The organism is Providencia sp. PROV109, assembly GCF_033681625.1.
GTDB lineage: Bacteria > Pseudomonadota > Gammaproteobacteria > Enterobacterales > Enterobacteriaceae > Providencia > Providencia hangzhouensis.
Map to the genome: position 1 here is coordinate 1,583,851 of NZ_CP096320.1, position 23,577 is coordinate 1,607,427.

General features: G+C 40.3%; 21 protein-coding genes and 1 other annotated feature. Of the genes, 6 read left to right on the top strand and 15 right to left on the bottom strand.

From position 1 onward, the window contains the following. Positions 1 to 19: 19 nt before the first annotated feature. Together M1F25_RS07275 and M1F25_RS07280 are read right to left on the bottom strand one after the other, a co-directional pair. Positions 20 to 1,870, bottom strand: coding sequence for a M66 family metalloprotease (locus tag M1F25_RS07275; RefSeq protein ID WP_336298031.1), 1,851 nt, complete (start codon positions 1,868 to 1,870; stop codon positions 20 to 22). An 8-nt stretch (positions 1,871 to 1,878) separates the two neighbouring features. After that, positions 1,879 to 3,171, bottom strand: coding sequence for a hypothetical protein (locus tag M1F25_RS07280; RefSeq protein ID WP_181489537.1), 1,293 nt, complete (start codon positions 3,169 to 3,171; stop codon positions 1,879 to 1,881). A gap of 301 nt (positions 3,172 to 3,472) precedes the next feature. Between M1F25_RS07280 and M1F25_RS07285 the strand changes: the two genes are divergently transcribed. Continuing rightward, entirely contained in the window at positions 3,473 to 4,114 is a 642-nt protein-coding gene (locus tag M1F25_RS07285) for a CatB-related O-acetyltransferase (protein WP_110591381.1), read from the top strand. A gap of 49 nt (positions 4,115 to 4,163) precedes the next feature. Here M1F25_RS07285 and M1F25_RS07290 read toward each other — a convergent pair whose 3' ends face one another. Next, positions 4,164 to 4,640 carry a YbaK/prolyl-tRNA synthetase associated domain-containing protein gene (locus M1F25_RS07290; protein ID WP_136134480.1) on the bottom strand — a complete coding sequence of 159 codons (477 nt, stop codon included), beginning with the start codon at positions 4,638 to 4,640 and terminating at the stop codon, positions 4,164 to 4,166. A gap of 349 nt (positions 4,641 to 4,989) precedes the next feature. Here M1F25_RS07290 and M1F25_RS07295 point away from each other — a divergent pair, with 349 nt between their 5' ends. Together M1F25_RS07295 and M1F25_RS07300 are read left to right on the top strand one after the other, a co-directional pair. Continuing rightward, positions 4,990 to 7,167, top strand: coding sequence for a TonB-dependent receptor (locus tag M1F25_RS07295; protein ID WP_181489538.1), 2,178 nt, complete (start codon positions 4,990 to 4,992; stop codon positions 7,165 to 7,167). A gap of 67 nt (positions 7,168 to 7,234) precedes the next feature. After that, a complete protein-coding gene (locus tag M1F25_RS07300) occupies positions 7,235 to 8,209 on the top strand; it encodes an ABC transporter substrate-binding protein (protein ID WP_405127823.1) in 975 nt (324 codons plus the stop codon). 34 nt (positions 8,210 to 8,243) lie between these two features. On the opposite strand, the gene hisIE is transcribed toward M1F25_RS07300, so the two are convergent. Genes hisIE through hisG form a run of 8 tightly spaced genes read right to left on the bottom strand, consistent with a single transcriptional unit; the run spans position 8,244 to position 15,320 of the window. After that, positions 8,244 to 8,855: a bifunctional phosphoribosyl-AMP cyclohydrolase/phosphoribosyl-ATP diphosphatase HisIE gene (gene hisIE / locus M1F25_RS07305; RefSeq protein WP_004256466.1), complete on the bottom strand. Its 612-nt coding sequence runs from the start codon at positions 8,853 to 8,855 to the stop codon at positions 8,244 to 8,246. Then, on the bottom strand, positions 8,849 to 9,625 hold the full coding sequence (gene hisF, locus M1F25_RS07310) for an imidazole glycerol phosphate synthase subunit HisF (protein ID WP_094960647.1): 777 nt from the start codon (positions 9,623 to 9,625) through the stop codon (positions 8,849 to 8,851). Before hisF ends, hisIE begins: the two co-directional genes overlap by 7 nt. Further along, positions 9,607 to 10,344, bottom strand: coding sequence for a 1-(5-phosphoribosyl)-5-[(5-phosphoribosylamino)methylideneamino]imidazole-4-carboxamide isomerase (gene hisA / locus M1F25_RS07315; RefSeq protein ID WP_181489539.1), 738 nt, complete (start codon positions 10,342 to 10,344; stop codon positions 9,607 to 9,609). The genes hisF and hisA overlap by 19 nt, the downstream gene beginning before the upstream one ends. 5 nt (positions 10,345 to 10,349) lie before the next feature. Beyond that, the gene (gene hisH, locus M1F25_RS07320) at positions 10,350 to 10,943 is read right to left on the bottom strand and encodes an imidazole glycerol phosphate synthase subunit HisH (RefSeq protein WP_004256463.1); all 594 of its coding nucleotides are present in this window, start codon (positions 10,941 to 10,943) and stop codon (positions 10,350 to 10,352) included. Then, entirely contained in the window at positions 10,943 to 12,010 is a 1,068-nt protein-coding gene (gene hisB, locus M1F25_RS07325; protein WP_004256459.1) for a bifunctional histidinol-phosphatase/imidazoleglycerol-phosphate dehydratase HisB, read from the bottom strand. Before hisB ends, hisH begins: the two co-directional genes overlap by 1 nt. A gap of 13 nt (positions 12,011 to 12,023) precedes the next feature. Further along, the gene (hisC, locus tag M1F25_RS07330) at positions 12,024 to 13,094 is read right to left on the bottom strand and encodes a histidinol-phosphate transaminase (RefSeq protein WP_004256456.1); all 1,071 of its coding nucleotides are present in this window, start codon (positions 13,092 to 13,094) and stop codon (positions 12,024 to 12,026) included. Between the two features lie 3 nt (positions 13,095 to 13,097). Continuing rightward, the gene (gene hisD, locus M1F25_RS07335) at positions 13,098 to 14,414 is read right to left on the bottom strand and encodes a histidinol dehydrogenase (protein WP_004256453.1); all 1,317 of its coding nucleotides are present in this window, start codon (positions 14,412 to 14,414) and stop codon (positions 13,098 to 13,100) included. Positions 14,415 to 14,420: 6 nt separating this feature from the next. Continuing rightward, positions 14,421 to 15,320, bottom strand: a complete 900-nt coding sequence (gene hisG, locus M1F25_RS07340; protein ID WP_004256451.1) for an ATP phosphoribosyltransferase — start codon at positions 15,318 to 15,320, stop codon at positions 14,421 to 14,423. Between the two features lie 54 nt (positions 15,321 to 15,374). After that, positions 15,375 to 15,502 (bottom strand) — a sequence feature (His leader region). A gap of 268 nt (positions 15,503 to 15,770) precedes the next feature. Between hisG and M1F25_RS07345 the strand changes: the two genes are divergently transcribed. Beyond that, on the top strand, positions 15,771 to 16,598 hold the full coding sequence (locus tag M1F25_RS07345; protein ID WP_004256449.1) for an SDR family oxidoreductase: 828 nt from the start codon (positions 15,771 to 15,773) through the stop codon (positions 16,596 to 16,598). On the opposite strand, the gene M1F25_RS07350 is transcribed toward M1F25_RS07345, so the two are convergent. Then, positions 16,599 to 17,222, bottom strand: a complete 624-nt coding sequence (locus M1F25_RS07350) for a glutathione S-transferase family protein (RefSeq protein WP_004256447.1) — start codon at positions 17,220 to 17,222, stop codon at positions 16,599 to 16,601. 217 nt (positions 17,223 to 17,439) lie between these two features. Between M1F25_RS07350 and M1F25_RS07355 the strand changes: the two genes are divergently transcribed. Continuing rightward, the gene (locus M1F25_RS07355; protein WP_094960653.1) at positions 17,440 to 18,645 is read left to right on the top strand and encodes a serine hydrolase; all 1,206 of its coding nucleotides are present in this window, start codon (positions 17,440 to 17,442) and stop codon (positions 18,643 to 18,645) included. Positions 18,646 to 18,726: 81 nt separating this feature from the next. On the opposite strand, the gene M1F25_RS07360 is transcribed toward M1F25_RS07355, so the two are convergent. The 3 genes from M1F25_RS07360 to ybjG all read right to left on the bottom strand — a co-directional run bounded on the left by M1F25_RS07360 (position 18,727) and on the right by ybjG (position 22,946). Further along, the gene (locus M1F25_RS07360; protein WP_096864155.1) at positions 18,727 to 20,094 is read right to left on the bottom strand and encodes an L-serine ammonia-lyase; all 1,368 of its coding nucleotides are present in this window, start codon (positions 20,092 to 20,094) and stop codon (positions 18,727 to 18,729) included. Between the two features lie 75 nt (positions 20,095 to 20,169). Continuing rightward, positions 20,170 to 21,486 (bottom strand): serine/threonine transporter, encoded by a 1,317-nt coding sequence (locus M1F25_RS07365; protein ID WP_004256437.1) that lies wholly within the window; start codon positions 21,484 to 21,486, stop codon positions 20,170 to 20,172. Between the two features lie 851 nt (positions 21,487 to 22,337). Beyond that, positions 22,338 to 22,946, bottom strand: coding sequence for an undecaprenyl-diphosphate phosphatase (gene ybjG / locus M1F25_RS07370; RefSeq protein WP_004256430.1), 609 nt, complete (start codon positions 22,944 to 22,946; stop codon positions 22,338 to 22,340). 197 nt (positions 22,947 to 23,143) lie between these two features. On the opposite strand from ybjG, the gene M1F25_RS07375 reads away from it, so the two are divergent. Further along, entirely contained in the window at positions 23,144 to 23,572 is a 429-nt protein-coding gene (locus tag M1F25_RS07375) for a secondary thiamine-phosphate synthase enzyme YjbQ (RefSeq protein ID WP_094960656.1), read from the top strand. The last annotated feature ends 5 nt before the right edge of the window (positions 23,573 to 23,577 follow it).

Genomic DNA, 23,577 nt, shown 5'->3' on the forward strand with positions numbered 1-23,577 from the left:
AGTGATAACTTAGATAAAATTATGCAATATCACCATTAATCGTTGTTAGGAGTCTATTCTTCTTTATTTCAATTTCTCTAGAATGGACAATTTTATTATTAATATAAAGATTAGCTTTTATGGGGTTTAAACTTCGCTCAATATTAACATGAAATTTATTCATCATCTCTTCATTTGAACGGAAGTTATGAAGTTGGTACTGGCTTATTGTCCCATCTTCAAAAATAACCTCTAAATATGGCATTTGAGTGTCTATTTTTTTATCATGGCTATAAACCATACCATAAGAACCATATAAAGAAGGGTAGATATAGCTATCGATTACGTCTTTAGGGTCATAGAACCCCATTAAGGTCACAACAGGTACTCCTTGTTTATAGGGAACTTTATAGAGGATTGTTTCATTGTTATCTTTTCGATTCCAAGTGTAGCCATCTGAAATATAACAAATTGAATCATTTTTTTTAATTAATTCAATCTTGTTGTTAATATGAAGCTCACTATTGTAATCTGCGCCTGATTCTATTCTTAAAATAGCATTTTTATTATTTTCATTTGCTAATGGAATGTTAATTTTTGGGGCGTGATAACCATTTCCATTATAAATAATAATATTTTTATTTTTTTTCAATAGTGAATTTAAATCGTTAGTTGTAATATCTGAGCCATTTATTGCAGTAAACTCGACGGTATTGAATTGTGATAGCTCTAAATATGCATCTACCATCTCTTTTGTTTTTGGATCCCATTTTTTATATCCTGTTTTTGATTCTGTACTAAATACATATTTACTTTCTAATCTATTTTGAATTGCAATGAAAGAGTTAGGCGTATAAGCAGTATAAGCGTTGTAACGAGTATCATAAAATTCACCTCCACTCATTGCGTCATGATTTAATTTACCATCTTGGTATATATTGGGAATAAAATAGTTATTATCTGAATCCCATAGCCAGGTTGAATTTTTTTTATTTGCAACTGCATGGGAGCCGCCTTCATCTCCCCCATGATAATCACCTAAACCAAAATTGTGACCGAATTCATGGCTAAGCTCATTACTATCTGTCCTATTTAATGTTGCTTTACCTCCACCACCAGACCAGCCGTGGACGACTCTACCATTTTTATACATTCCGACAGAGTTATAGGCAGTTATCTGGGAGGTTGGAACAAAGGAATCAGCATCTGGAGCTGAACTATTTATGCCATAATTTGCGGTGTTAACACCATTAGCATAAAAAGATTTAGTGATCCACTCTCGCATGCTGCCACTATGGCCTCCTCCTTCATCCGGTGCATTATCTGTAAATACTTGGCCATTAGGCATGACCACTTTTAACAAATGGATAGGTTCGTAGCGGGAGACAATTAATTTTTTTACTGGGATCGTTTGATAATATTGGCGATTTAATTCAAATTTATCTAGAAATAGAAGTGTATCTCTTGGTGGTGTAAGCAACCCTATATCAAAAGTATTAATGAGTAATTCATTTGGTGCACCTACATCAATGTTAGATAATATGCTTTTCTGACCTTGATAATTAAATTCAAGTTTTATTTCTGGATGGATATATTCTTTTGGGATTGTAGTAGACCATGTTTTATCTATATATTCCAAGTTGCTAATGAAATTTTCTTTGTTATTCTGATTAATAGGGATCCATTTTTTATCTAAATCATAGACAAAAAGGACGTTTTCACCTGTTTGTAACTTTATAGTGTTTTTTCCATAATGAATGTAACTGTTATACGATGCATTAGAGCTAAACAGTATTTTCTTATTATGGAATGCATCATTTTTATTTAATGTGAAGTCACGACTCCAATTACCATCACTAGTCAATATTTTTATTGAGTCATTATTCTTTATTAGATTATTTAAATAATTTTTTTTTTCGAAGCCTCAATGATTAATTCATTTTCATCTAAAGTTATATCAAATTTATTAGGGTATGAGTTGTTGATTTTTGATGTGTGACTAGAAGAAATAGGAATGTTTTCCCATTTGCCATCTGAATTACAATGGAATAATAATACACTGTCTTTTTTTAGCTCGAAAACTTTATTTGTAGTGTGGATGAATGTTGACTCTTTAGCTTCTGATGTGAAAATGATTTTTTTAGATGTGAATTTTTTATTCTTTTTTAGTGTGAATTTTTTGACTCTATCATAATCCATTTTCATTATTTTTAAGGTGGAGTTTTCTTCTAGATTTTTCTCAAAAAAATCTGCGTCTATTTTATTTATATCGATATCTGGCAGGTTTCCAATTTCAAAATAAATAATTGGAAGAGTATTTGAGGGTGCTTTTCTAGGGGGGCTGTAATATTTTATTTGTTTAGCATCATTTTTTGTTAGCCAATGTCCATTTTCATCACATATAAAAAGGGTGGATGATTTTGACGGTAGTATAGAAGTGTTATTGCCATAATTAACTTCAATATCGTTATTGTCAGTGTTGTGTAATTTTATAGTTTTACCTTTATATTTGATGCTATTATTTAGAATGAAAGGTGTTTTTATATTGTTATGATTAAGTTTTAAATTTATTTTGTTATTATCTAAAATTGTTTCGTGTAAGTAATTTTGATTTTTGGATATTTCAATTAATTCACTATTAGATCTCATGACAAGGTCGAAATTTACCGGTGATTTGAAATCACGAGGTAATAAATTAGTTTCTCTTATACTATTATCTGCAATTTTTGGTAGTTTAGATGGGGGAGATAGCGGTTTTTGCATGATTAAATTATTATTTTTATCATAAATATTTAATTGAATTGGATTTTCTTCTGGAATATGAGTATGCGGTTTAAACATAATTAAAGTCTTACGTTCCTTAACTAGTTTTGGCTTACTATCTCCATCTATATGGAGTTTAGATGGAATAATATTAGCTTGGGCGAAAAATACATTTCCTTTTAATTCACCATCTACATCACTAGAGTGCAGGTTATTATTAAAGTAATGATTAGTTTTCCCATTTTCAAAAAATGAGAGATTACCGAAGGATTTGTTTATTTCTGTTATTAAATGCCAATAATCTAGAATGGAGTTAGACTTATTTATAGTATCTATATAATAATCATTGTTTCCTATTGATAAAATATGGCTTTTTAAACTGTTAATCAATAATGATGGTGAAGTCGTACTTAAGTTTTTATTTGGCATAAAATATTATCTTATCTATTTGTTGTTTCGTAGAAGCTGGTCAAATTTTTAGTTGATGGTAAGATAAAATATCTTTAAAAAAAAGATGAATTGTTTAATAGTTACTCCTAAATGATACTCTAAGTATTGGAAAGCTCACCATGAGTGAGGAAATTAATATTATTTGAACTAGTGAGGTTAAAATGAATAACTCATTACTAAAAAAGCCAATGATTACTTAGTGTGATGTATTTTGAACGCGGATACATCACCATAGAATGCGTTCTATGGTAAATATAAACGAATTAAAAGGTTTAGTACCATGAATCAAAAGCATTGGTCAAAATACGAGCTCCTTCATGAGGTTGTACAAAATCCCAATATCCATATTAAAGGTAAGCATAGTTATTATAGCGACTGCTGGGATAACGGGTTTGAGCGGTCAGTTGTGCGTTATCTACAAGGTGATGAACAAAGCCGAGATTGGCAGCTAGCATGGAATGTTGACCAACTTTATATCGGTGATTATGTCTGTATTGGTAGCGAAGCTGTGATATTAATGGGAGGGAATCATACTCACCGAATGGATTGGTTTTGCTTATATCCTTTTCTTGAATTTATTGAAGAAGCTTATGTAGGAAAAGGCGACACAGTGATTGGCGACGGAGCCTGGGTTGGCATGCGAGCCTTTATCATGCCCGGAGTTAAAATAGGTGAAGGAGCTGTAATTGCTGCTAATAGTGTAGTGGTCAAAGATGTCGAGCCTTACTCCATTGTGGGAGGGAACCCTGCAAAGCCGATTAACTACCGCTTCTCACACGATGTAATTACTGAACTATTAGCATTGAAAATCTATGATTGGTCGGAGGATAAATTTACCGCATTAAAGCGGTTTATTTGTGGATCAGATTTTGTGGCATTAAAAAATGCCAGTCAGGAATATGATCAGCGATTGATTGGTTAATTTTACTTATTGATGGGTATTCTGTGGAATACCCTTTTTTAATACAAAACTATTTTTCTTCTGTGCGAATAAACTCAACTAAAGTCGGTGCGGCTATTCTTTGATAATCTTCTGTATTTAAAATAATAGAGCGCTCTAATGTACCGGCATTAAAAGCTAGTTCCTCAAAACGTTCAAATAATAGTGGGTCGGCAATTAACTTTAAGTTAGGGTGAAAACTAAAAGGCGGAATAGCCCCGAACACACATTGAGTGAGCTCATCGACTTCCTTTGGGCTTGCTAAAGATGCGCGGGTTCCACCAATGGCCGTGGCAACCTTATTTAAATCAGCCTGTTTATCAGCGGGTAAAATCGCCAGTACATGTTGGCGAACGCCATTTCCTTTTACATGGCATACTAGTCCTTTTGCCCCTTGCCCAAGCTGTGTGCCACGTATTTTTGCCACTTCTTCCGATTTCCCTGCTGTGGGGTGCTCCATCACACGATATTTTGCATTATTTTTATCAAGTAATTGTGTGAGTTGCATAAAAATAGAATTTTCAGACACTGTTTTTTCCCTTTAAAACCACATCAATAATAAGAAATGATAACAAGTTAATTAAGAGATACAACCGTGAAATATAGCGAGTCAAAAACATAAATTTGGGAAATATTATAAATTGCATATCAGATGCGGTTTTTAACTATATTGTTAATCTATTCTTGGGTTTTATTGTCATATCTTCTGGTGAATTAATTATTCAAAATAAAATCAATGAGTTATTTTTCCTTTTTTTTATCATGGTTGAGAATACATCTTATTAAGAATTGAGTTTGATCATTTACGCTGCATTTTATTATAGGTAATATAAAAATTTATATAACGAAAAGATAATATGACTCGTAAATTTAATTTATATCTCATTATGCCGCTTATTGCAGGGATCGCACCGTCTATTGTTGCAGCACAAGTTTCTGAGCAACTGGCTAAACCTAGGCAAGATAGAATGTTAGTCACCGCAGCACCAAGTGATGTAATCATGGAAGCACAGGCTGGTGCTGGCTTTTTCACATCGCAAATTGATATTGGTCCATTAGGCAACCGTGAGTGGATTGATACGCCGTATTCTACAACCACGATTAGCCGCGAAATGATTAATAATCAACAAGCTAAAAGTTTGAGTGAGTTATTGAAATATGCGCCAAGTACACAAATGCAAGCCCGTGGAGGGATGGATGTAGGGCGTCCACAAAGCCGAGGCATGCAAGGTGGCGTGGTAACGAATAGCCGGATTGATGATCTGTATATGGTGTCAACAACGGCATTTCCCGTGGAAATGTTGGATAGAGTGGACATTATTAATAGCTTGACGGGAGCATTGTATGGCCCTGCAAGTCCCGCAGGGCAGTTTAATTTCACCACAAAACGCCCTGAGGATATTCAGCGTTTTTCTTTAGGTTACCAAAGCCGTAATGCCTATAGTGGCCATGCTGATTTAGGTGGTTATTTTGATGCTGATAAACGTTTTGGATATCGCCTTAATTTGTTGGATGAAGAGGGAACAGGCAGCCTTAAAGAGAGCACATTACGCCGTAAGTTAGCCTCTGTGGCGCTTGATTGGAATATTCAACCGGGTACACAGCTTCAGTTTAATGCCAGCCACTATAATTTTGTGCAAAAAGGTTATGTGGGTAGTTTTAGTTATGGCTCTGCTATCAAATTACCAAAATCACCTAATCCACAAGATAAAAATTTAGCATTGCATACCGCAGGAAATGATTTAACCACTGATACCGTTAGTACTCGATTAATTCATGATTTTAATGAGGATTGGACACTAAAAGCGGCAATTGGTTATCAGCAAGCGGATAGGGCGATGCGTACGGTGACGAGTGCCATTCAAGATAACAATGGAACCATTAGCCGCTCATTAAGTGATTCCCCCGCATCGGGACGTTTTCGTGTGTTGAGTAATTCAGTGGTAATTAATGGTCATGTAGACACGGGCTCTATTGGTCATGATTTATCATTAGCGACGAATGGCTATGTTTGGTCGATTTATAGTGCAAAAGACAAGAGCGTGAGACGTGATTTGGGGCAAACCAATATGCACCGCCCGTCGCCAATGGAAGAGCCATCGGATGGCAAAATTCATACGGGAGGTTCACGTTATAAATCAGCTGAAAATAGCCAACAAAGTATCACTGTCGGTGACACAATCACGTTTGATTCACAATGGTCAGCCATGTTTTATCTCAGCCAAAGTTGGATTGAAAGCCGTAGCTTTGATAAACAAAACCACAAAACCAGCCAGACCAATGACCATGGCCTCAGCCCTCAAGCAGCATTGATGTATAAAATTACCCCTCAGGTGATGACTTATATTAGCTATGCTGATTCGTTAGAAGAGGGGGATACCGCGCCGATGAATCAAAACCTGAAAAATGAAGGGCAGACTTTAGACCCTTATCGTAGCAAACAATATGAATTGGGTATTAAAGCCGATGTAGCAGATTTAAACCTTAGTGCTGCGGTATTCCATTTGGAGCGGCCATTTGCCTACGCGGGGGATGACAACGTGTTCCGCAAACAAGGTGAACAAGTAAACCGAGGGCTAGAGCTCACGGCAACCGGCCATGTTTGGCAAGGGCTAAATGTCTATAGCGGCGTGACTTTCTTAGATCCAAAACTCAAAGATACCAAGTTCACGACAACGCGTGATAAACGTGTTGTTGGTGTGCCGAAAGTTCAAGCCAATATGTTAGTGGAATACAGTTTACCGACAATGCCAGAACTGGTGTACAGCGCTAATGTGCACTATACAGGAAAACGAGCTGCTAATGACACCAATACTAGTTGGGCAGGTAGCTACACAACATTGGATTTAGGAACTCGTTATAGTACAAAAATCAATCAAGTTCCAACGACGGTCAGATTATCCGTCAATAACGTAACGGATGAGCGCTATTGGGCTTCCATTTTTCCATCAGGTATCAATGGAGAAGGGAAAGGGGGAAGTGCTTTTTTAGGTTCAGGGCGTGAAGTTCGCGCAACGGTTACGTTTGATTTCTAATTATAACAGTCTAGGAGTATGCCGTTTTACGTTAAGGTGAAACGGCGTGAAAAATATGAGAAAAACCATTTTTCTGCAATCGGTCATTTTACTGTTTGGACTACTAATGAGTAGCGCAATACAGGCGAAGACAGATAACCCCGAATTGCGTATTGCAACACCGTGGCCAGCACAAAATACTATTATTATGATGCTAGGTTACGGTGAGCAAATTGTCGGCACATCGATGATCGCGAAAAAAATTCCATTATTTCGCCAAATGTTACCCAATATTGATGATGTTCCAGTGATCAGTATTAGCAATCAATTAAACCCAGAACAAATCATTTCATTACGTACGGAGTTACTGTTCATTGCTAAAGGAATGGAAGTCCCACAACGTGATTTATTAGAAAATGCAGGGATGAAACTGGTTGAATACCCAGCGAATTCATTAAAATCGTTACAAGAAAGGGTTCAAGCCACAGCAAAAGAGCTGGGCCCTGATGCGCAAAGTAAAGCTATTGAATATCAACGCTATTTTGACCGTAATATCGTATTAGTTAATGAACGACTAAAAGGGCTCACTGATGCAGAAAAACGGACGGTATACCACAGTATGGGGAACGTGTTATTTACGTCTGGCCGCCCATCATTAAATCAAGATTGGATGGATTTAGCAGGGGCAAAAAATGTGGCTGAGACTTGGTTTTCGGATAAAAAAAATAATTCAGGTGAGGTCTTGTTGGAAAGCATTATTACTGCGAACCCTGATGTGATTGTTGCGATGAATAAAGAAGATGCTAATATCATACTCACATCTCCTCAATGGAAAGCAATTAGCGCGGTAAAAAACCAGCAGGTATATGTGAACCCAAAGGGAATGTTTTGGTGGTGCCGAGAAACGTCAGAGGAGGCATTGCAGTTTCTGTGGCTAGCACAAACACTGTACCCAGAGCGCTTTGTGGATATCGATATGCAACAAGAAACGGCTGATTTCTATCTGAAATTCTTTGGTATTTCATTGAGCGATGCGCAAATCGATAATATTTTGCACCCATAAAATAAAACTGCCAGCGAGGCTGGCAGCCTGTTATTTATTGATGACGCTCTTTTAAACGTTTGATTATCGTGCTTAAATCCAGCTCTTGGTCTTGTAGTAAGACTAATAAGTGGTACATCAAATCCGCGGCTTCGTTAGTCAATTCAGCGCGGTCATTAACGGTTGCCGCCAGAGCGGTTTCAACACCTTCTTCACCCACTTTTTGAGCAATACGTTTAGTACCGCTAGCATATAAACGCGCGGTATAGGAGCTTTCAGGAGAGGCAGTTTTGCGTTCTTTTAGTAATGTTTCTAACTCAAATAAAAAGCCCCAGTCACTTTGTGCGGGCGCGAAGCAGCTTTGTGTACCGTTATGGCAAGTTGGGCCATCCGGCAGTGCGAGAGCCAGTAGCGTATCACTGTCACAATCAGGGTAGATATCCACCAAATTTAGAAAATGATTGGAGGTTTCGCCTTTCGTCCACAAACGTTGTTTTGTACGAGAAAAAAAAGTGACTTTACGGCTGTCTAAGGTGACTTGCAATGCTTCTGGGTTCATATACCCAAGCATTAGCACGTCACCTGAAACGGCGTGTTGTACGATAACAGGCATCAGGTTATCGACTTTTTGCCATGCAAGTTGGCTGCATTGTTCTGTGGTTAACATACTCTAATTTGAACTCCGTTTTCGGCTAGGTATTGTTTTAAGTCACCGATATTAATAATTTGTTTATGAAATACAGAAGCGGCTAAAGCACCGTCAACACCTGCGTCAGTGAAGGCATCAAGAAAATGCACTTTTTCACCTGCGCCGCCAGAGGCAATCAAGGGCACTTGGCAGACTTCACGGACTTTTTTGAGTTGTTGTAGATCATACCCTTGGCGTACACCATCTTGGTTCATCATATTTAACACAATTTCACCCGCGCCACGTTGTTGTACTTCTTTTACCCAATCAAGGGTTTTCCACGTGGTTTGTGTGGTACGTTTTTCATCGCCAGTAAATTGGTAAACGAGATATTCACCTGAGCTTTCATCGAACCAAGTGTCAATACCGACAACGATACATTGTACGCCAAAGCGTTCAGCTAAACGGCTGATTAATGTAGGGTCGGATAATGCCGGGGAGTTGATGGAAATTTTATCTGCGCCAAAAGACAGAATTTGCGCGGCATCGTCAACGCTTTTAATCCCACCTGCAACACAAAAAGGAATATCAATCACTTCGGCGACTTTGGCAACCCAGCTTTTGTCTACCACTCGGCCATCAGAAGAGGCGGTAATATCATAAAACACCAGCTCGTCTGCGCCTTCTTGGGCGTAGCGTTGTGCTAATGGAACAATATCACCGATGATTTCGTGATTACGAAATTGGACACCTTTAACCACTTGCCCATCACGGACGTCTAAGCAAGGAATTATGCGTTTTGCCAACATTTGATTGCCTCCGTAACGGTGAATTTACCTTCTAATAGTGCACGACCAACAATCACGCCAGCTGCACCAGATGGCGGAATAGCCGCGATATCATCTAGATCGCCAATTCCCCCTGATGCCTGAAAGGCAATATCAGGGAATTTTTGGCTAATTTCTTGGTATAAATTCACATTAGAACCCGCCAATGTTCCATCTTTGGAAATATCAGTACAAAGGACGTGTTTTAAGCCATAAGGGCGATATATTTCAATGGCTTGCTCTAAGGTTAAATTTGAATTCTCCTGCCAGCCGCTAATGGCAATTTCTTTTACGCCTTTGTCATTAATTCGTACATCTAACGCAAGTACAATGGCTTCCCCACCATAGGTTTCAAACCATGTTTTAACCAATTCAGGTTTGGTCACCGCAGTTGAGCCAATGACAACACGAGCCGCTCCGGCTTCCAGTAAGGCTTTAACATCTTCTTCGGTACGAATACCACCACCAACTTGTACGGGAACACTCACGCCAGCTAATAATTTTTTGAGCAGTGGAATTTGGCGTTTTTGCGGGTCTTTCGCACCCGTTAAATCCACGAGGTGCAATAGTTTTGCCCCTTCTTTTTCATATTGCTGCAAACGTGGGAGTGGGTCATTGCCATAATCAGTTTGTTTGGCGTAATCCCCTTGATGCAATCGCACCACAGTGCCATCGATTAAATCTAATGCGGGAATGATCATGGTAATTACATCTCCAAAAAGTTTTGAATCAAACGTGAACCTGCTGCGCCAGAACGTTCTGGATGAAATTGGACACCATAGAAGTTATCGCAATTCACGGCACTGCTAAACGGATTGCCATATTGCGTTTGCGCGATGGTATTGCTGGAAATAGGCATCGAATAACTGTGTACAAAATAGAAATAGGCATTATCAGGGATATCCCTAAACAAGGGGTTTCCTGCTAAGGCTTTGACTTGGTTCCAACCGCTATGAGGAACTGGAAGTCCATTGGCATCCATTTTTTGTACAGGGCTATCAATTAACCCCAGTAGTGGCACTGTAGATTGGCCTTCTTCACTAAAAGAGCCGAGTAGCTGCATGCCTAAACAGATACCTAACACCGGTTGGGTAAGTGCTTTGATTAACGGAACTAATTCACGTTCAGTGAGCTTTTCCATGGCTGCGCTAGCAGTACCAACCCCCGGCAAAAAGACTTTGTCAGCTTGTAAAATAGTATTGGTATCACGGCTCACCACAGGGTTATAGCCTAGGCGTTTCACCGCATAAGCCACGGAGGCTAAATTTGCACAGCCGGTATCAAGGATGACAACGTTCATTACAGAACCCCTTTCGAGCTAGGTAACGTATCCCCTTCAACACGAATTGCTTGGCGCAATGTGCGGCCGAAAACTTTAAACAAACTTTCGGCTTTGTGGTGATCGTTTTTCCCTTTGGTTTTCAGGTGTAATGTGCAACCCATGGCATAGGAAAGTGAGCTAAAGAAGTGCTCAATCATTTCTGTGCTTAAGTCACCGACGCGTTGGTATTTAAACTCGGCCTTGTATTCAAGGTGCGGGCGACCTGAAATATCCAGTGCACAGCGCGCTTGGCATTCATCCATTGGCAGAACGAAACCAAAACGTGCGATACCGCGTTTATCACCCAGCGCCACTTTCAGTGCTTCACCTAGTGCAAGACCAGTGTCTTCAACCGTGTGGTGGTCATCGATAAATAAATCGCCATTCACTTCAATGTTTAATCGGAAACCGCCGTGAGTCGCGATTTGGTCTAACATGTGGTCAAAGAAGCCTACGCCAGTGCTAATTTTGCTGCCGCCTTCTTGGTCCAGCCACACTTCAACTTGGATATTGGTTTCTTTTGTTACACGCTTCACCAGTGCATGGCGGTTGCGTTTGGTTAATTGCTGGGTGATAGCTTCCCAGTCAAGTTCAGCTGGGTTATAACGTAACCCTTTGATACCCATATTTTTAGCTAATTGAATATCTGTTTCACGGTCACCAATCACATAGCTGTTTTCGCTGTCTAATACGTTGCTGTCTAAATAGCGCTCAACTAACTGCAATTTAGGTTTACGGCAAGCGCAGTTATCTTCGGGCTTATGTGGGCAAATTAACACTTCATCAAATTTAACGCCTTGGGACTCAAATACCTGCATCATTAAATTATGAGGGGGTTCGAAATCTGCTGTTGGAAAGCTATCGGTGCCTAAGCCGTCTTGATTGGTTATCATCACTAAACGGTAATTGGCTTTTTGCAGAGCAAGTAAGCTAGGAATAACTGCTTTTTCAAAGGCGAGTTTACTTAAACTATCAACTTGAAAGTCAGTTGGCGGCTCGGTAATTAATGTTCCATCACGGTCGATAAATAAAATTTTCTGGCTCATGAATCATTCCTAATTAGCAAAGTGCTGCAATAGCTTCAATAACACGGGTATTTTCTATTTCTGTCCCAATAGTAATACGCAGGCAATTAATGAGACCGGGTTGTTTACTTTGGTCACGTAAAATAATGCCTTGGTCCCACAGGGCTTTAAAGACTTTATTTCCATCAGTGAAACGCACCAAAATATAGTTGGTTTCACTTGGATAAACATGTTCAACCACTGATAAGTCGCGTAGCGCTTCACGAAGTGCAATACGGTTTTCTGTTACCGTTTCTACACGGCTTTTCATCGTCTCGATACCTTGGGGCTCAAGGGCTTGAGCTGCAATCATCGCAACAGGGGTTGATAACGGGTAAGGGGCGATAACCTTTAATAGCACTTCAATCACTTCAGGGGATGCTAAAGTAAAACCACAACGTAAACCTGCTAATGCAAAGGCTTTGGATAAGGTTCTTAAAATTACCAAGTTTGGGTATTGTGCTAACCAGTTTGCCACACTGTATTGTGGGCAGAACTCAATATAGGCTTCATCGACAACGACTAATGCACGGCCTGCAGCCATATCTAGCACTTCGCGTAAATCTTTATTGTCGATGATATTGCCTGTTGGGTTATTCGGGCTGCAAATATAAATCAGTTTGGTATTGGATAGATTTTCACGGATCGCGTTAACGTTTAATGCCCAGTCTGGCAACGCCATGATTTTCTTTTGTTCAACACCAAAGGTTTCTGCACTGACGCTGTACATGCCATAGGTTGGCGGGCAAAACATCACCGCATCTTTCCCCGGCTCACAAAATGCGCGGATTAACAACTCGATGGACTCATCGGCCCCACGGCAAACGAGCACTTGTTCTGGTTTAACTTTGGCATAAGCTGCATAGTTATTGATCACCGCAACCGGTTGGCATTCAGGATAACGGTTAAGGTTGCGTTCACTGAATTGGTAATCAGGTGCAATTGGGTATTCATTGGCATTGAGCCAAACGTCGCCATTTCCCCCTAAACGTCGTGCAGACATATAAGGCGTCATGGTTTTAACATTTTCACGTGCAAGACTGGCGGCATTAAATGGTTGGCTCATGACTTACTCCTGATTTTGTTTTTTTAGTTCGTTAACGCGTAAGGTAACGGCATTTTTGTGAGCGGTGAGTTGCTCTGCTTGCGCTAAAGTTTCGATGGTGTTGGCTAAGCCTAATAAGCCTTGCTGCGACAGTTTTTGCACCGTCATTCGCTTCATAAAGTCAGCGAGGCCAAGGCTTGAATAGGTTGCAGTATACCCGTAAGTGGGTAATACGTGATTTGTGCCTGAAGCGTAGTCTCCTGCAGATTCGGGTGACCAGTCTCCGACAAACACGGAACCTGCGCTAGTGATAGAATCGACTAGGTCATCGGCATTGCGTGTTTGTAAAATCAAGTGCTCAGGTCCATAGCGATTGCTAATTTCAACGCATTGTTCGATCGAATCAGCAATAATGACACGGCTGGCGCTCAATGCTTCTCGAGCAATTTCTGCACGTGAAAGTTGCGCTAATTGTTTTTCTGTTTCTTCGATCACGCGTTGGGCAAAGTTTTCATCATCAGTTAATAAAATAACTTGTGAATCAGGGCCATGCTCTGCTTGAGATAGCAAATCAGATGCGGTAAATGCTGGGTTTGCACCGTTATCAGCAATGACTAACACTTCGGAAGGCCCCGCAGGCATGTCAATAGCGGCTCCATCATGGCTTTGACTCACTTGGCGTTTTGCTTCAGTGACATAGGCATTACCGGGGCCAAAAATTTTATCAACTGCAGGAATACTTTGGGTACCAAATGCCATTGCAGCAATCGCTTGCGCACCGCCTACTTGGAAAATATCACTGATGCCACACAGTTTCGCAGCATACAAAATTTCATCGGCAATAGGTGGGGGCGAACACAAAATAATTTTGCGACAGCCTGCGATATTCGCAGGGGTTCCCAACATCATGACCGTTGATAACAAGGGAGCAGACCCTCCCGGAATATATAAACCGACCGCATCTATTGGGCGTGTGACTTGTTGGCACACGACGCCTGCCTGTGTTTCTACTGTAATCGGAGTGGGTTTTTGGGCTTCGTGAAAACGACGAATGTTACCAATGGCGGTTTTCATTGCTGTTTTGATTTCATCACCAAGACGAGCCTCTGCCGCGTCAACAGCATTTGCAGGTACACGCACTGTTTCGATTTCAGTTTTATCGAAACGACGGCTCAGTGCTTTGAGAGCGATATCGCCCTCGTTACGGACTTGGTCAATAATTTGGCTAACCGCAGTACTAATGCTACCAGAAGCCGCTATTGCGGGGCGCATTAATAAAGCGCTTTGTTGCTCTTGGTTACAAGCCGACCAGCGAACAGGTTGGTTAAATCCCATTTTCATGACGGCTTACTCCATCATTTTTTCAATTGGCAGGACAAGAATAGAGCTTGCACCTAAAGCTTTGAGTTTTTCCATGGTTTCCCAGAACAGCGTTTCTGAGCTCACCATGTGCATCGCCACACGGCTTTGTTCGCCTGCTAACGGTAGAATTGTTGGGCGTTCAGCGCCCGGCAGCAAGGCAATGATCTCTTCCAGTGTTTCACTTGGCGCGTGCAACATGATGTATTTGGATTCACGTGCTTGAATAACACCTTGGATACGGGTCATCATGCGGTCAATAAGCTGTTGTTTTTCCGGCGACATCTCGCCATCACGTTGAATTAAACAGGCTTTAGAGCGATAAATAACTTCCACTTCTTTTAGACCGTTTGCTTCAAGTGTTGCACCTGTAGAGACGAGGTCACAGATAGCGTCGGAAAGGCCAGCACGCGGGGCAACTTCGACTGAACCATTTAACAAGCATGATTTAAATTGAATGCCTTTTTGGTCGAAATAGCGTTTTAACAAGTGAGGGTAGGAAGTTGCAACGCGTGAGCCATTTAAGCACTCAGCACCAGTATAGTTGAAATCTAATGGGGCAGCGAGAGATAAGCGGCACCCACCGAAATCAAGACGACGCAGGGTTTTATACTGCGGGTTTTCCCCTTGAGCACGGCGGTTTAATAACTCTTCTTCAAGAACGTTTTCACCGATGATCCCTAAGTCAACGACACCGTCCATGACCAGCCCCGGAATATCGTCATCGCGAACGCGGAGTAAATCAATAGGCATATTTTCTGCATAAGCAATCAAACGTTGTTGTTGTAAATTGATTTTGATGCCACAGCGAGAAAGCAATTCTCTTGATTCTTCACTCAGACGGCCTGATTTTTGTATTGCAATACGTAAACGTGATTTATCCAACATGACTTTACCCTTATCCCTTTTAAAATTTTTTGTTTAGTAACTCTTTGTTCAAGAATAAAAAAACCCTCGGAAGATTATCTTCCGAGGGTTCTCTCAATTCGCATTTCAGCCACCGGAAGATTCGTTGAACGTCTTCCAGCACACATCGCCCGAAAGACTAGTCAGGATGATGGTGGTGATGATGGTTGTGTGAAATACGATTCATAATGTCTTCCGTTCTGTTATTTAAGTGAATGACTAAACATTCACTGTGCTAACTAAATACTCATTGGTATTCAACCTATCCGATTTCCCCCTATGAATGCAACCTTTTTTTAAAAAATAACCAATAATAATTAGTTGATGCGCTTTTATAGTGATAAATCCCTCAGAAATTGTATTCGGAAGTTTTATGGTTTTCAGCTACTCTGTGATTAATTTCAGTCAGTTGAACGATTGGGGAGTTTTCATATGAAAAAAGTCACTGTCATCGGGTTAGGGTGGGTTGGGTTACCGCTCGCCCAAGCCTTATTGTCTCAAGGCATTCATGTGGTTGGAACTAAAACGACACCAGATGGTATTGAAGCCGCTCAAGCGGTTGGAATTGAGTGTTATGCATTGAAATTAACCCCAGAACTTGAATGTGATGACGACGATTTAGCGCAGTTGATGGAACAAAGTGATGCTATCGTTATCTTGCTTCCGCCCTCTAAAATTAATACCGAATACTATGTGATGGCGATTGAAACACTGGTGAATAGCGCAATAGCCTTTCAGGTGCCTAAAGTTATTTTCACGTCATCTACTGCGGTTTATGGGGAACAAAATGGTGAAATGACCGAAAACAGCCCATTGGATGGGGTAACTGAATCAGCTAAAGCCTTGGTGGCGACAGAACAGTGGTTGCATCAGTTACCGAACATATCGGTGGATATTCTGCGATTAGCGGGATTAGTCGGTGAAAAACGCCATGCAGGGCGTTTTTTAGCGGGGAAAACCGGGGTGAAGGGGGCAAACCAACCTGTGAATATGGTGCATCAAGATGATGTGATTGCCGCCATTTTATTATTGCTCCAGCAACCGCAAGGGGGACATATTTATAACCTCTGTGCGCCAGTCCACCCAACACGAGCCGAATTTTATACTCATGCAGCACAATCTATCGGGTTAACCCCGCCTCAATTTATTGAAGAGAAGAATACGTTAGTGGGGAAAACCATTAACGGTAATAGAATTTGCCAAGAACTCGGGTTTGAATACCAGTACCCAAACCCAAGTTTGATGAATATGACCCTGTGATTATTTAATCGGGATCATGACAATTTTTTGGAACGCAGGGCGTGTGGTCAGTTGCTGGTACCAGCGTTCCAAATTGTTAAATTCGGGGCGTTCAGTGACAATTTCATGCCAAGGGTAAAATAGTGGTGCGATAGCAATGTCAGCGATACCAAATTTATCACCACTGAAATAGGCTTGGTTAGCTAATGCATTATCAGCAATGGTTAGTAACCGATTGATATTGCCATAAATAATTTTAGCTTGTTCTGGGTCTCTATCCGCTTCTGGGACACGAACAATTTTGTTCATCATCTGTTTAATGTGGTCGAATAAATTAGCACCACTCCAATCCATCCATTTATCTGCGGCAGCTCGTTCTTGTAGGTCTTGTGCGAGCAATAAGTGAGAATGATCAAACTTTTCCGTAAGGTAACGTAAAATCGCATTCGATTCCCACAGCGCAAAGTCATCATCCTGTAGAGTTGGAATTGTGCTGTTTGGATTCATTTTTATATATTCAGGTGTATCTAGCCCACCAAATGGGCCACCCACATCTTTTTGATTGTAAGCGATATTTAATTCTTCTAAGCACCAAAGTACTTTTTTGACATTGGAAGAGTTGACGCGTCCCCAAACAGTTAACATGGCAGTCTCCTAAATTGATTTTTTGGCATCGACCATGGTTAAGATAGATTAAATTTACTCAGAGGCAAATGTTTATTTGTTATCAGTGGCCTCAGTGAAATTAAAGTCTTATATTAGGTCTAGTTATCAAATTTTGTCACAGCGATGGGTTCTCGTTTAGTGATGTTGAGTCAATGACAGTAATTTAAATGTGTAGAATTAAGTGAAGGAATAACCGATGAGTAAGAAAATGTTGTCTTTAAAAACCCGCCGAGCTGGTATTGGGTTGAGTCTTTTGGTTGCCGTAAGTACCAGTGCTTATGCGGCGCAGACACCGGTTGCTCCTCAAGTCGATGCAAAAGCGTTTGTTTTGATGGATTATAATAGCGGCAAAATTTTAGCGTCTGGGAATCCAGATGAACGCTTAGATCCCGCAAGTTTAACAAAAATTATGACCAGCTATGTGATTGGGCAAGCGGTGAATGCGGGGAAAATTACCCCACAGGATATGGTTACGGTAGGTGAAGATGCATGGGCAACGGGAAACCCTGTTCTTAAAGGCTCTTCTTTGATGTTTTTAAAGCCAAAAGATCGTGTTTCCGTATTGGATTTAAATAAAGGGATTGTGATCCAGTCAGGGAATGATGCCAGTATTGCTCTTGCCGATTATGTTGCAGGTAGCCAAGACTCATTTGTGAGTTTAATGAATCAATACGTGCAAAAGATTGGTTTAAAGAATACCCATTTTAAAACCGTTCATGGCCTCGATTCAGAGGGGCAATATAGTACTGCACGGGATATGGCATTGTTAACCCAAGCAATGATCCGTGATGTTCCCGATGAATACGCACTGCACAAGGAAAAAGAGTTTACCTTTAATAAAATTCGTCAACCAAACCGTAACCGTCTGTTATGGAACCAAAATTTAAAAGTGGATGGCGTAAAAACTGGGCACACGAGTGGAGCAGGCCATAACCTAGTCGCCTCTGCAACAGAAGGCGATATGCGTTTGATTTCAGTTGTGTTGGGAGCGCCAAGTGACCGTGTGCGTTTTTCTGAAAGCGAAAAATTACTCACTTGGGGTTTCCGTTTCTTTGAAACAGTCACGCCAATTAAGGCAGATGCCACACTGAAAAAGCAGCGTGTCTGGTTTGGTGATACTTCAGAAGTTGATTTAGGGGTTGCCGATGATGTTTCAATTACGATTCCTAAAGGGCAATTGCAAAACTTGAAAGTGGATATTCAACTAACTAACGATTCACTTGAAGCGCCTCTTGCTAAAAACCAAGCGGTAGGAACGATTAACTTTATTCTGAATGATGAAATCGTCGAACAGCATCCTCTAGTTGCAAAAAGTGCCGTTGAGGAGGCTGGGTTCTTCGGTCGTATTTGGGATTACATCATGAAAACGATTAGCGGCTGGTGGAGTGCCATTTTCGGTTAATAATGATTAAATGAAAATGATGTGAACAAAAAAATGCCTGCATTAGCAGGCATTTTTATAGAGACGATAGATAAACAAATGCTATTCGCAGTGAGCCAATTTAATCGCTAATCCCCCTTGGGATGTTTCACGATACTTAGCGTTAATATCTTTACCAGTTTCATACATGGTTTCAATGACTTTATCGAGGCAAACACGTGGGTCACTGACACGGCGTAATGCCATGCGTGCGGCATTTACGGCTTTAACGGAAGCAATGGCGTTACGTTCAATACAAGGTACTTGAACTTGCCCTCCAACAGGGTCGCAGGTGAGACCTAAGTTATGCTCCATGGCAATTTCTGCTGCGATACACACTTGCTCAGGGCTACCGCCCATTAATTCGGCGAGCCCCGCAGCGGCCATCGAACAAGCAACACCCACTTCTCCTTGGCAGCCCACTTCGGCACCGGAAATTGACGCATTCATTTTATATAATGCACCAATGACACCGGAAACTAGAAAATAACGGGTATAGGAATTTTCATTCACAGGGCGAATGAATTTGTCATAGTAAGCTAATACCGCAGGAATAATGCCACAGGCTCCATTCGTTGGTGCCGTTACAACACGACCACCCGCTGCATTTTCTTCGTTAACGGCAAGCGCATACATATTGATCCAATCAATGACGGCCATTGGGTCCATATTGGTGTTATCCGTTGTCACGAGTTGACGGCGTAATGCGGCTGCTCGGCGCGGTACACGTAATGGTCCGGGTAGTAAACCTTCGGTTGTCACTCCCCGTTCAATGCCGGATTTCATGACATCCCATACGGACGAGAGATATTGCTGAATTTCTTCTTTACTGCGTAACGCTAATTCATTCTGCATCACGAGTGCGGAAAGTGATAACCCTGTGTCTTTACAATGTTTTTGCAGGTCGGCTGCATATTTAAATGGGTAAGGGACTTGAACTGCATTTTCGTCTGACTGGCCAAAATGTTCTTCATCGACAATAAAACCACCGCCGATAGAATAGTAATTTTTGCTGTAAATAGCATCATCACCACTGAATGCCGTAATACTCATTCCATTTTCATGGAGGGGGAGATTGGTTGTATGAAAATTCATTCCCCCTTCAGTAGGGAAATCAACTTCATGTTGCCCTTGTGCAAGGGAGAGCCTTTCAGTTTGCTCAACATTACGCATAAAAGCAGGAATAGCGTCAATATCAATGGTATCCGGTAAGTTACCCGCAAGACCCATAATAATCGCCATATCCGTTGCATGGCCTTTACCCGTTAAAGAGAGCGAACCATATACATCAACTGCAATTCGTGTTGTGCGAGAGAGTAATTTTTGCTGGATAAGGTCGTCAACAAACTGTTTGCCCGCTTTCATTGGGCCGACGGTATGGGAACTAGAAGGGCCGATGCCAATTTTGAAGATATCAAATACACTAATCATATTCAGTGCTTCCTTTTGTAGAAAGTCATTGAAATTAGGTAGCTTCCGTTGTTGGTCGCTACCTAGTGGCTTCAATTAGAAGAATAACTTATATGTTGCCGCAGAGATAGCGACCAGACCCATAATTACGATAAATACATTGCTAATTTTACCTGAGTATTTACGCATTGCTGGTACCTTGCTAATTGCATACATTGGCATTAAGAACAGTAAGATAGCGATAACTGGGCCACCGAGGCTTTCAATAATATCTAGCACACCTGGGTTCAATGTTGCCACTAACCAAGTTGTGACTAACATGAAGATTGCAGTACCGCGGTTTAACTTGCGAACATCAATTGTTTTACCTTTTGCACGGTAAGCACGCTCAACTAGACCATTGAAACCTTCACGAGCACCTAAATAGTGACCAAGGAAGGATTTAATAATTGCAATAAAGGCAATGATTGCAGCTGCATATTTAATGAATGGCTGGTCAAAATAGCCAGACAGGTAGTCAAGAATACTGATATTTTGTGCTTTAGCTTGTGCAAGATCCGCTGAAGATAAGGTAAAGACACAGCTTATCACGAAGAACATAACTGTCAGCACCATCAGAATGTGTGCAGAAGCAAGGATCCGTGAGCATTTTTGTTCAGCTGCATCACCGTATTCTTCACGTTTTGCAACGGAGAAAGCGGAGATAATTGGCGAGTGGTTAAATGCGAATACCATCACTGGGATTGTTAGCCAAATAGTGACCCAGATGCTTTGTCCGCCGGTATTTTTTGTTGCTTCAGTGATACCTTCCCAAGTTAATGTATTTAGTACATCACCAGACCAATGTGGGATCATATACAGTGAGAATGCAACCAGCACGGCGATAAATGGAAACACTAACATACTCATGACTTTTACGATGTATTTTTCACCGAATGCCACAATCGCCATCACTCCGCCTACAAGGATCAAGGCAAGTAACCAGCGTGGTGGTGCGCCAACGCCCAATAATTCGGTTAAGAATTTATTGACGTTATTGGTGATGGAAACACCATAAACAAGAAGAATAGGGTAAATAGCAAAGAAGTAGAGTAGGGTGATCCAGTTTCCTGCTGTGCGACCAAAATGTTCTTCTACAACTTCAGTGATATCACCGTCAGGTTTTGAACCAGAAAGAACGAAGCGTGTTAACCCACGGTGAGCAAAAAATGTCATTGGGAAGGCTAATACCAGCATCAGTAAAACAGGTAATAAACCACTCATACCTGCATTGATTGGCAAAAACAATACCCCAGCACCGATAGCTGTACCATATAAACCCAGCATCCATACTGTGTCAGTTTTGCGCCAAGCACTACTATTTACTGTTTGCGAGGCCGTTTTGTCGATGGAACCAACTTTTGTTGCATCCATAATAGTCTCCGAAAATATAAGTCAAAAAAATCATTTAGCGTAACTGCAAATGCGTTACGACCTTTTAATCTTTTGGTACGAACAATTACTCAATAACAATTGTTTTCTTTTGCGTAACAATCTGATTGGAAATAAAACTAAAATTGACGGTAAATTGATTTTCAATCAGTTTTGTATTTTTATCATTAAATTTTAACATTGGATTTTGAGTGTGTGAATTTATAGTTTACCAGAATAAAATGCCGTGATTATTATCTCAAAAGAGAAATATCCCCCAAGATTGCGAGATATAATTATATTTTATAAAAATGTTAAATAAATTTGTGTTAAGTTTGTTTTTATTAGCAATTAAATAGTGGGTGAATAAGTTAAGCTTTACTTAAATGTGAGCAGAATTAAATTCTGTTAGAAAAATATTATTATATTAATGATTAAAATTGAGCTGATTAAAATATCATCCATATCAATATAAATATTGAACTGTACTGTAACAATAGTACAAGTTAATTGTTAGGGTTGTGGTGTAAGTTATTGAAAATAAATAAAATATTTTTATTTTTTAGATTGATTTATTGCGTAACTAATTAGTTTAAAAATTGGAGGAAAGATAACTATATATTAATTATTTTACGTTTTTTTTGTGCTTATATTTGCCACTTTTTTTGCAACGAAAAAAATAATTAAAATAGGTAACAAGATATTTGTTAAGTAATTGTTTTAATAATTTTATTGATAACTTCAAAAAAGTTTTAATCATGAGAATGGAAATAAACAGAAACTTTGATTTAGCGCAATTTTTATAATGCTAAACATACTGGCATTAATTAATGCCAGTATTTGAATATACGTTGTTATGGTTGAAACCAACCTTTACGAATAAGAGAGGCAAAAATAAAACTATATAGCCGAGTGATAGGTAATTGAATTTTATACGCACCAACAGACCAGAGGATCTGGGCCAAACCGCATGCGACAATCGCCAGTATAAAGGCACCTGCCATATCTAAAGGCCAATGAACACCGAGGTAAATACGTGACCAAGCAATAACGACAGCGGGGATCATCATCACGAGGCCAACCCAAGTTCTTAGCCAGAAAAGAAATGCAAAAGCGAATGTAAAGACAATCGTGCCATGGTTACTTGGGAATGAAGGCGTGGCTTCATGCTCGGAGAAATTAGTGCCAATTCCCATGACAAATGGGCGGTCATGCGGCGCGAAATAGCCCACTAGCCATGAAATGGTTAAGCCAATGACGATAGCAATGGCTGCTTTACAAGCAAAGGCACGTTGGCGAGTCATATTTGGCTGGGCGCCCCAAAACCAACAAGCAACAGTAAATAGTGGAAATAATAGAATTAAGCGTTTCGCAATCACGTTCGCTACAGCAATGGTTCCACTAGCGGTTTCTGGAGTCGCATTGATCAAATTGAATAGATCAAGGTTAAGTTGTTCCAGCACAGTTCAGTACCTCGGTCAGATGGTTAGTGAGACAGAATAGATATAAAAGGGGGAGATTAAAGTTTCTTAATGAGCAGGTAAAGTCCCTTTGTCTTATTATTGAAAGCTATATGCGACAAATTTACTTGCGGTTTAACATTTACCCAATAATTATTTAGTGCAGTAATGAGTTTAGATAAGTCAAGGGAGAAAAAGTGATGTGGTGGCAAAAAGAGATACAACTTAGCGCAAAAGCGAGAGGGTTTCATTTAGTGACAGAAGAAATTCTCAAGCAACTTCCTGAACTTAGCTTAATCAAGGTTGGTTTAGCGAATATTTTTATTCAACATACATCAGCATCTTTAACAATCAATGAAAATGCAGATTACACTGTCAGGGAAGATTTCGAGAGCTTTTTCAATCAGGCCGTTCCTGAAAATGAACCTTATTATAAGCATGATTATGAAGGAAGTGATGACATGCCTGCGCACTTAAAAAGCAGTTTATTGGGTGCAAGTTTGACTATTCCAATTACTAAAGGGTGTTTAAACATGGGGACGTGGCAGGGGATTTATTTATGTGAGCACCGAAATTATGGTGGAAAACGTAGATTAATCATTACATTGCAAGGCGAACCCAGCCGTTAGAAACA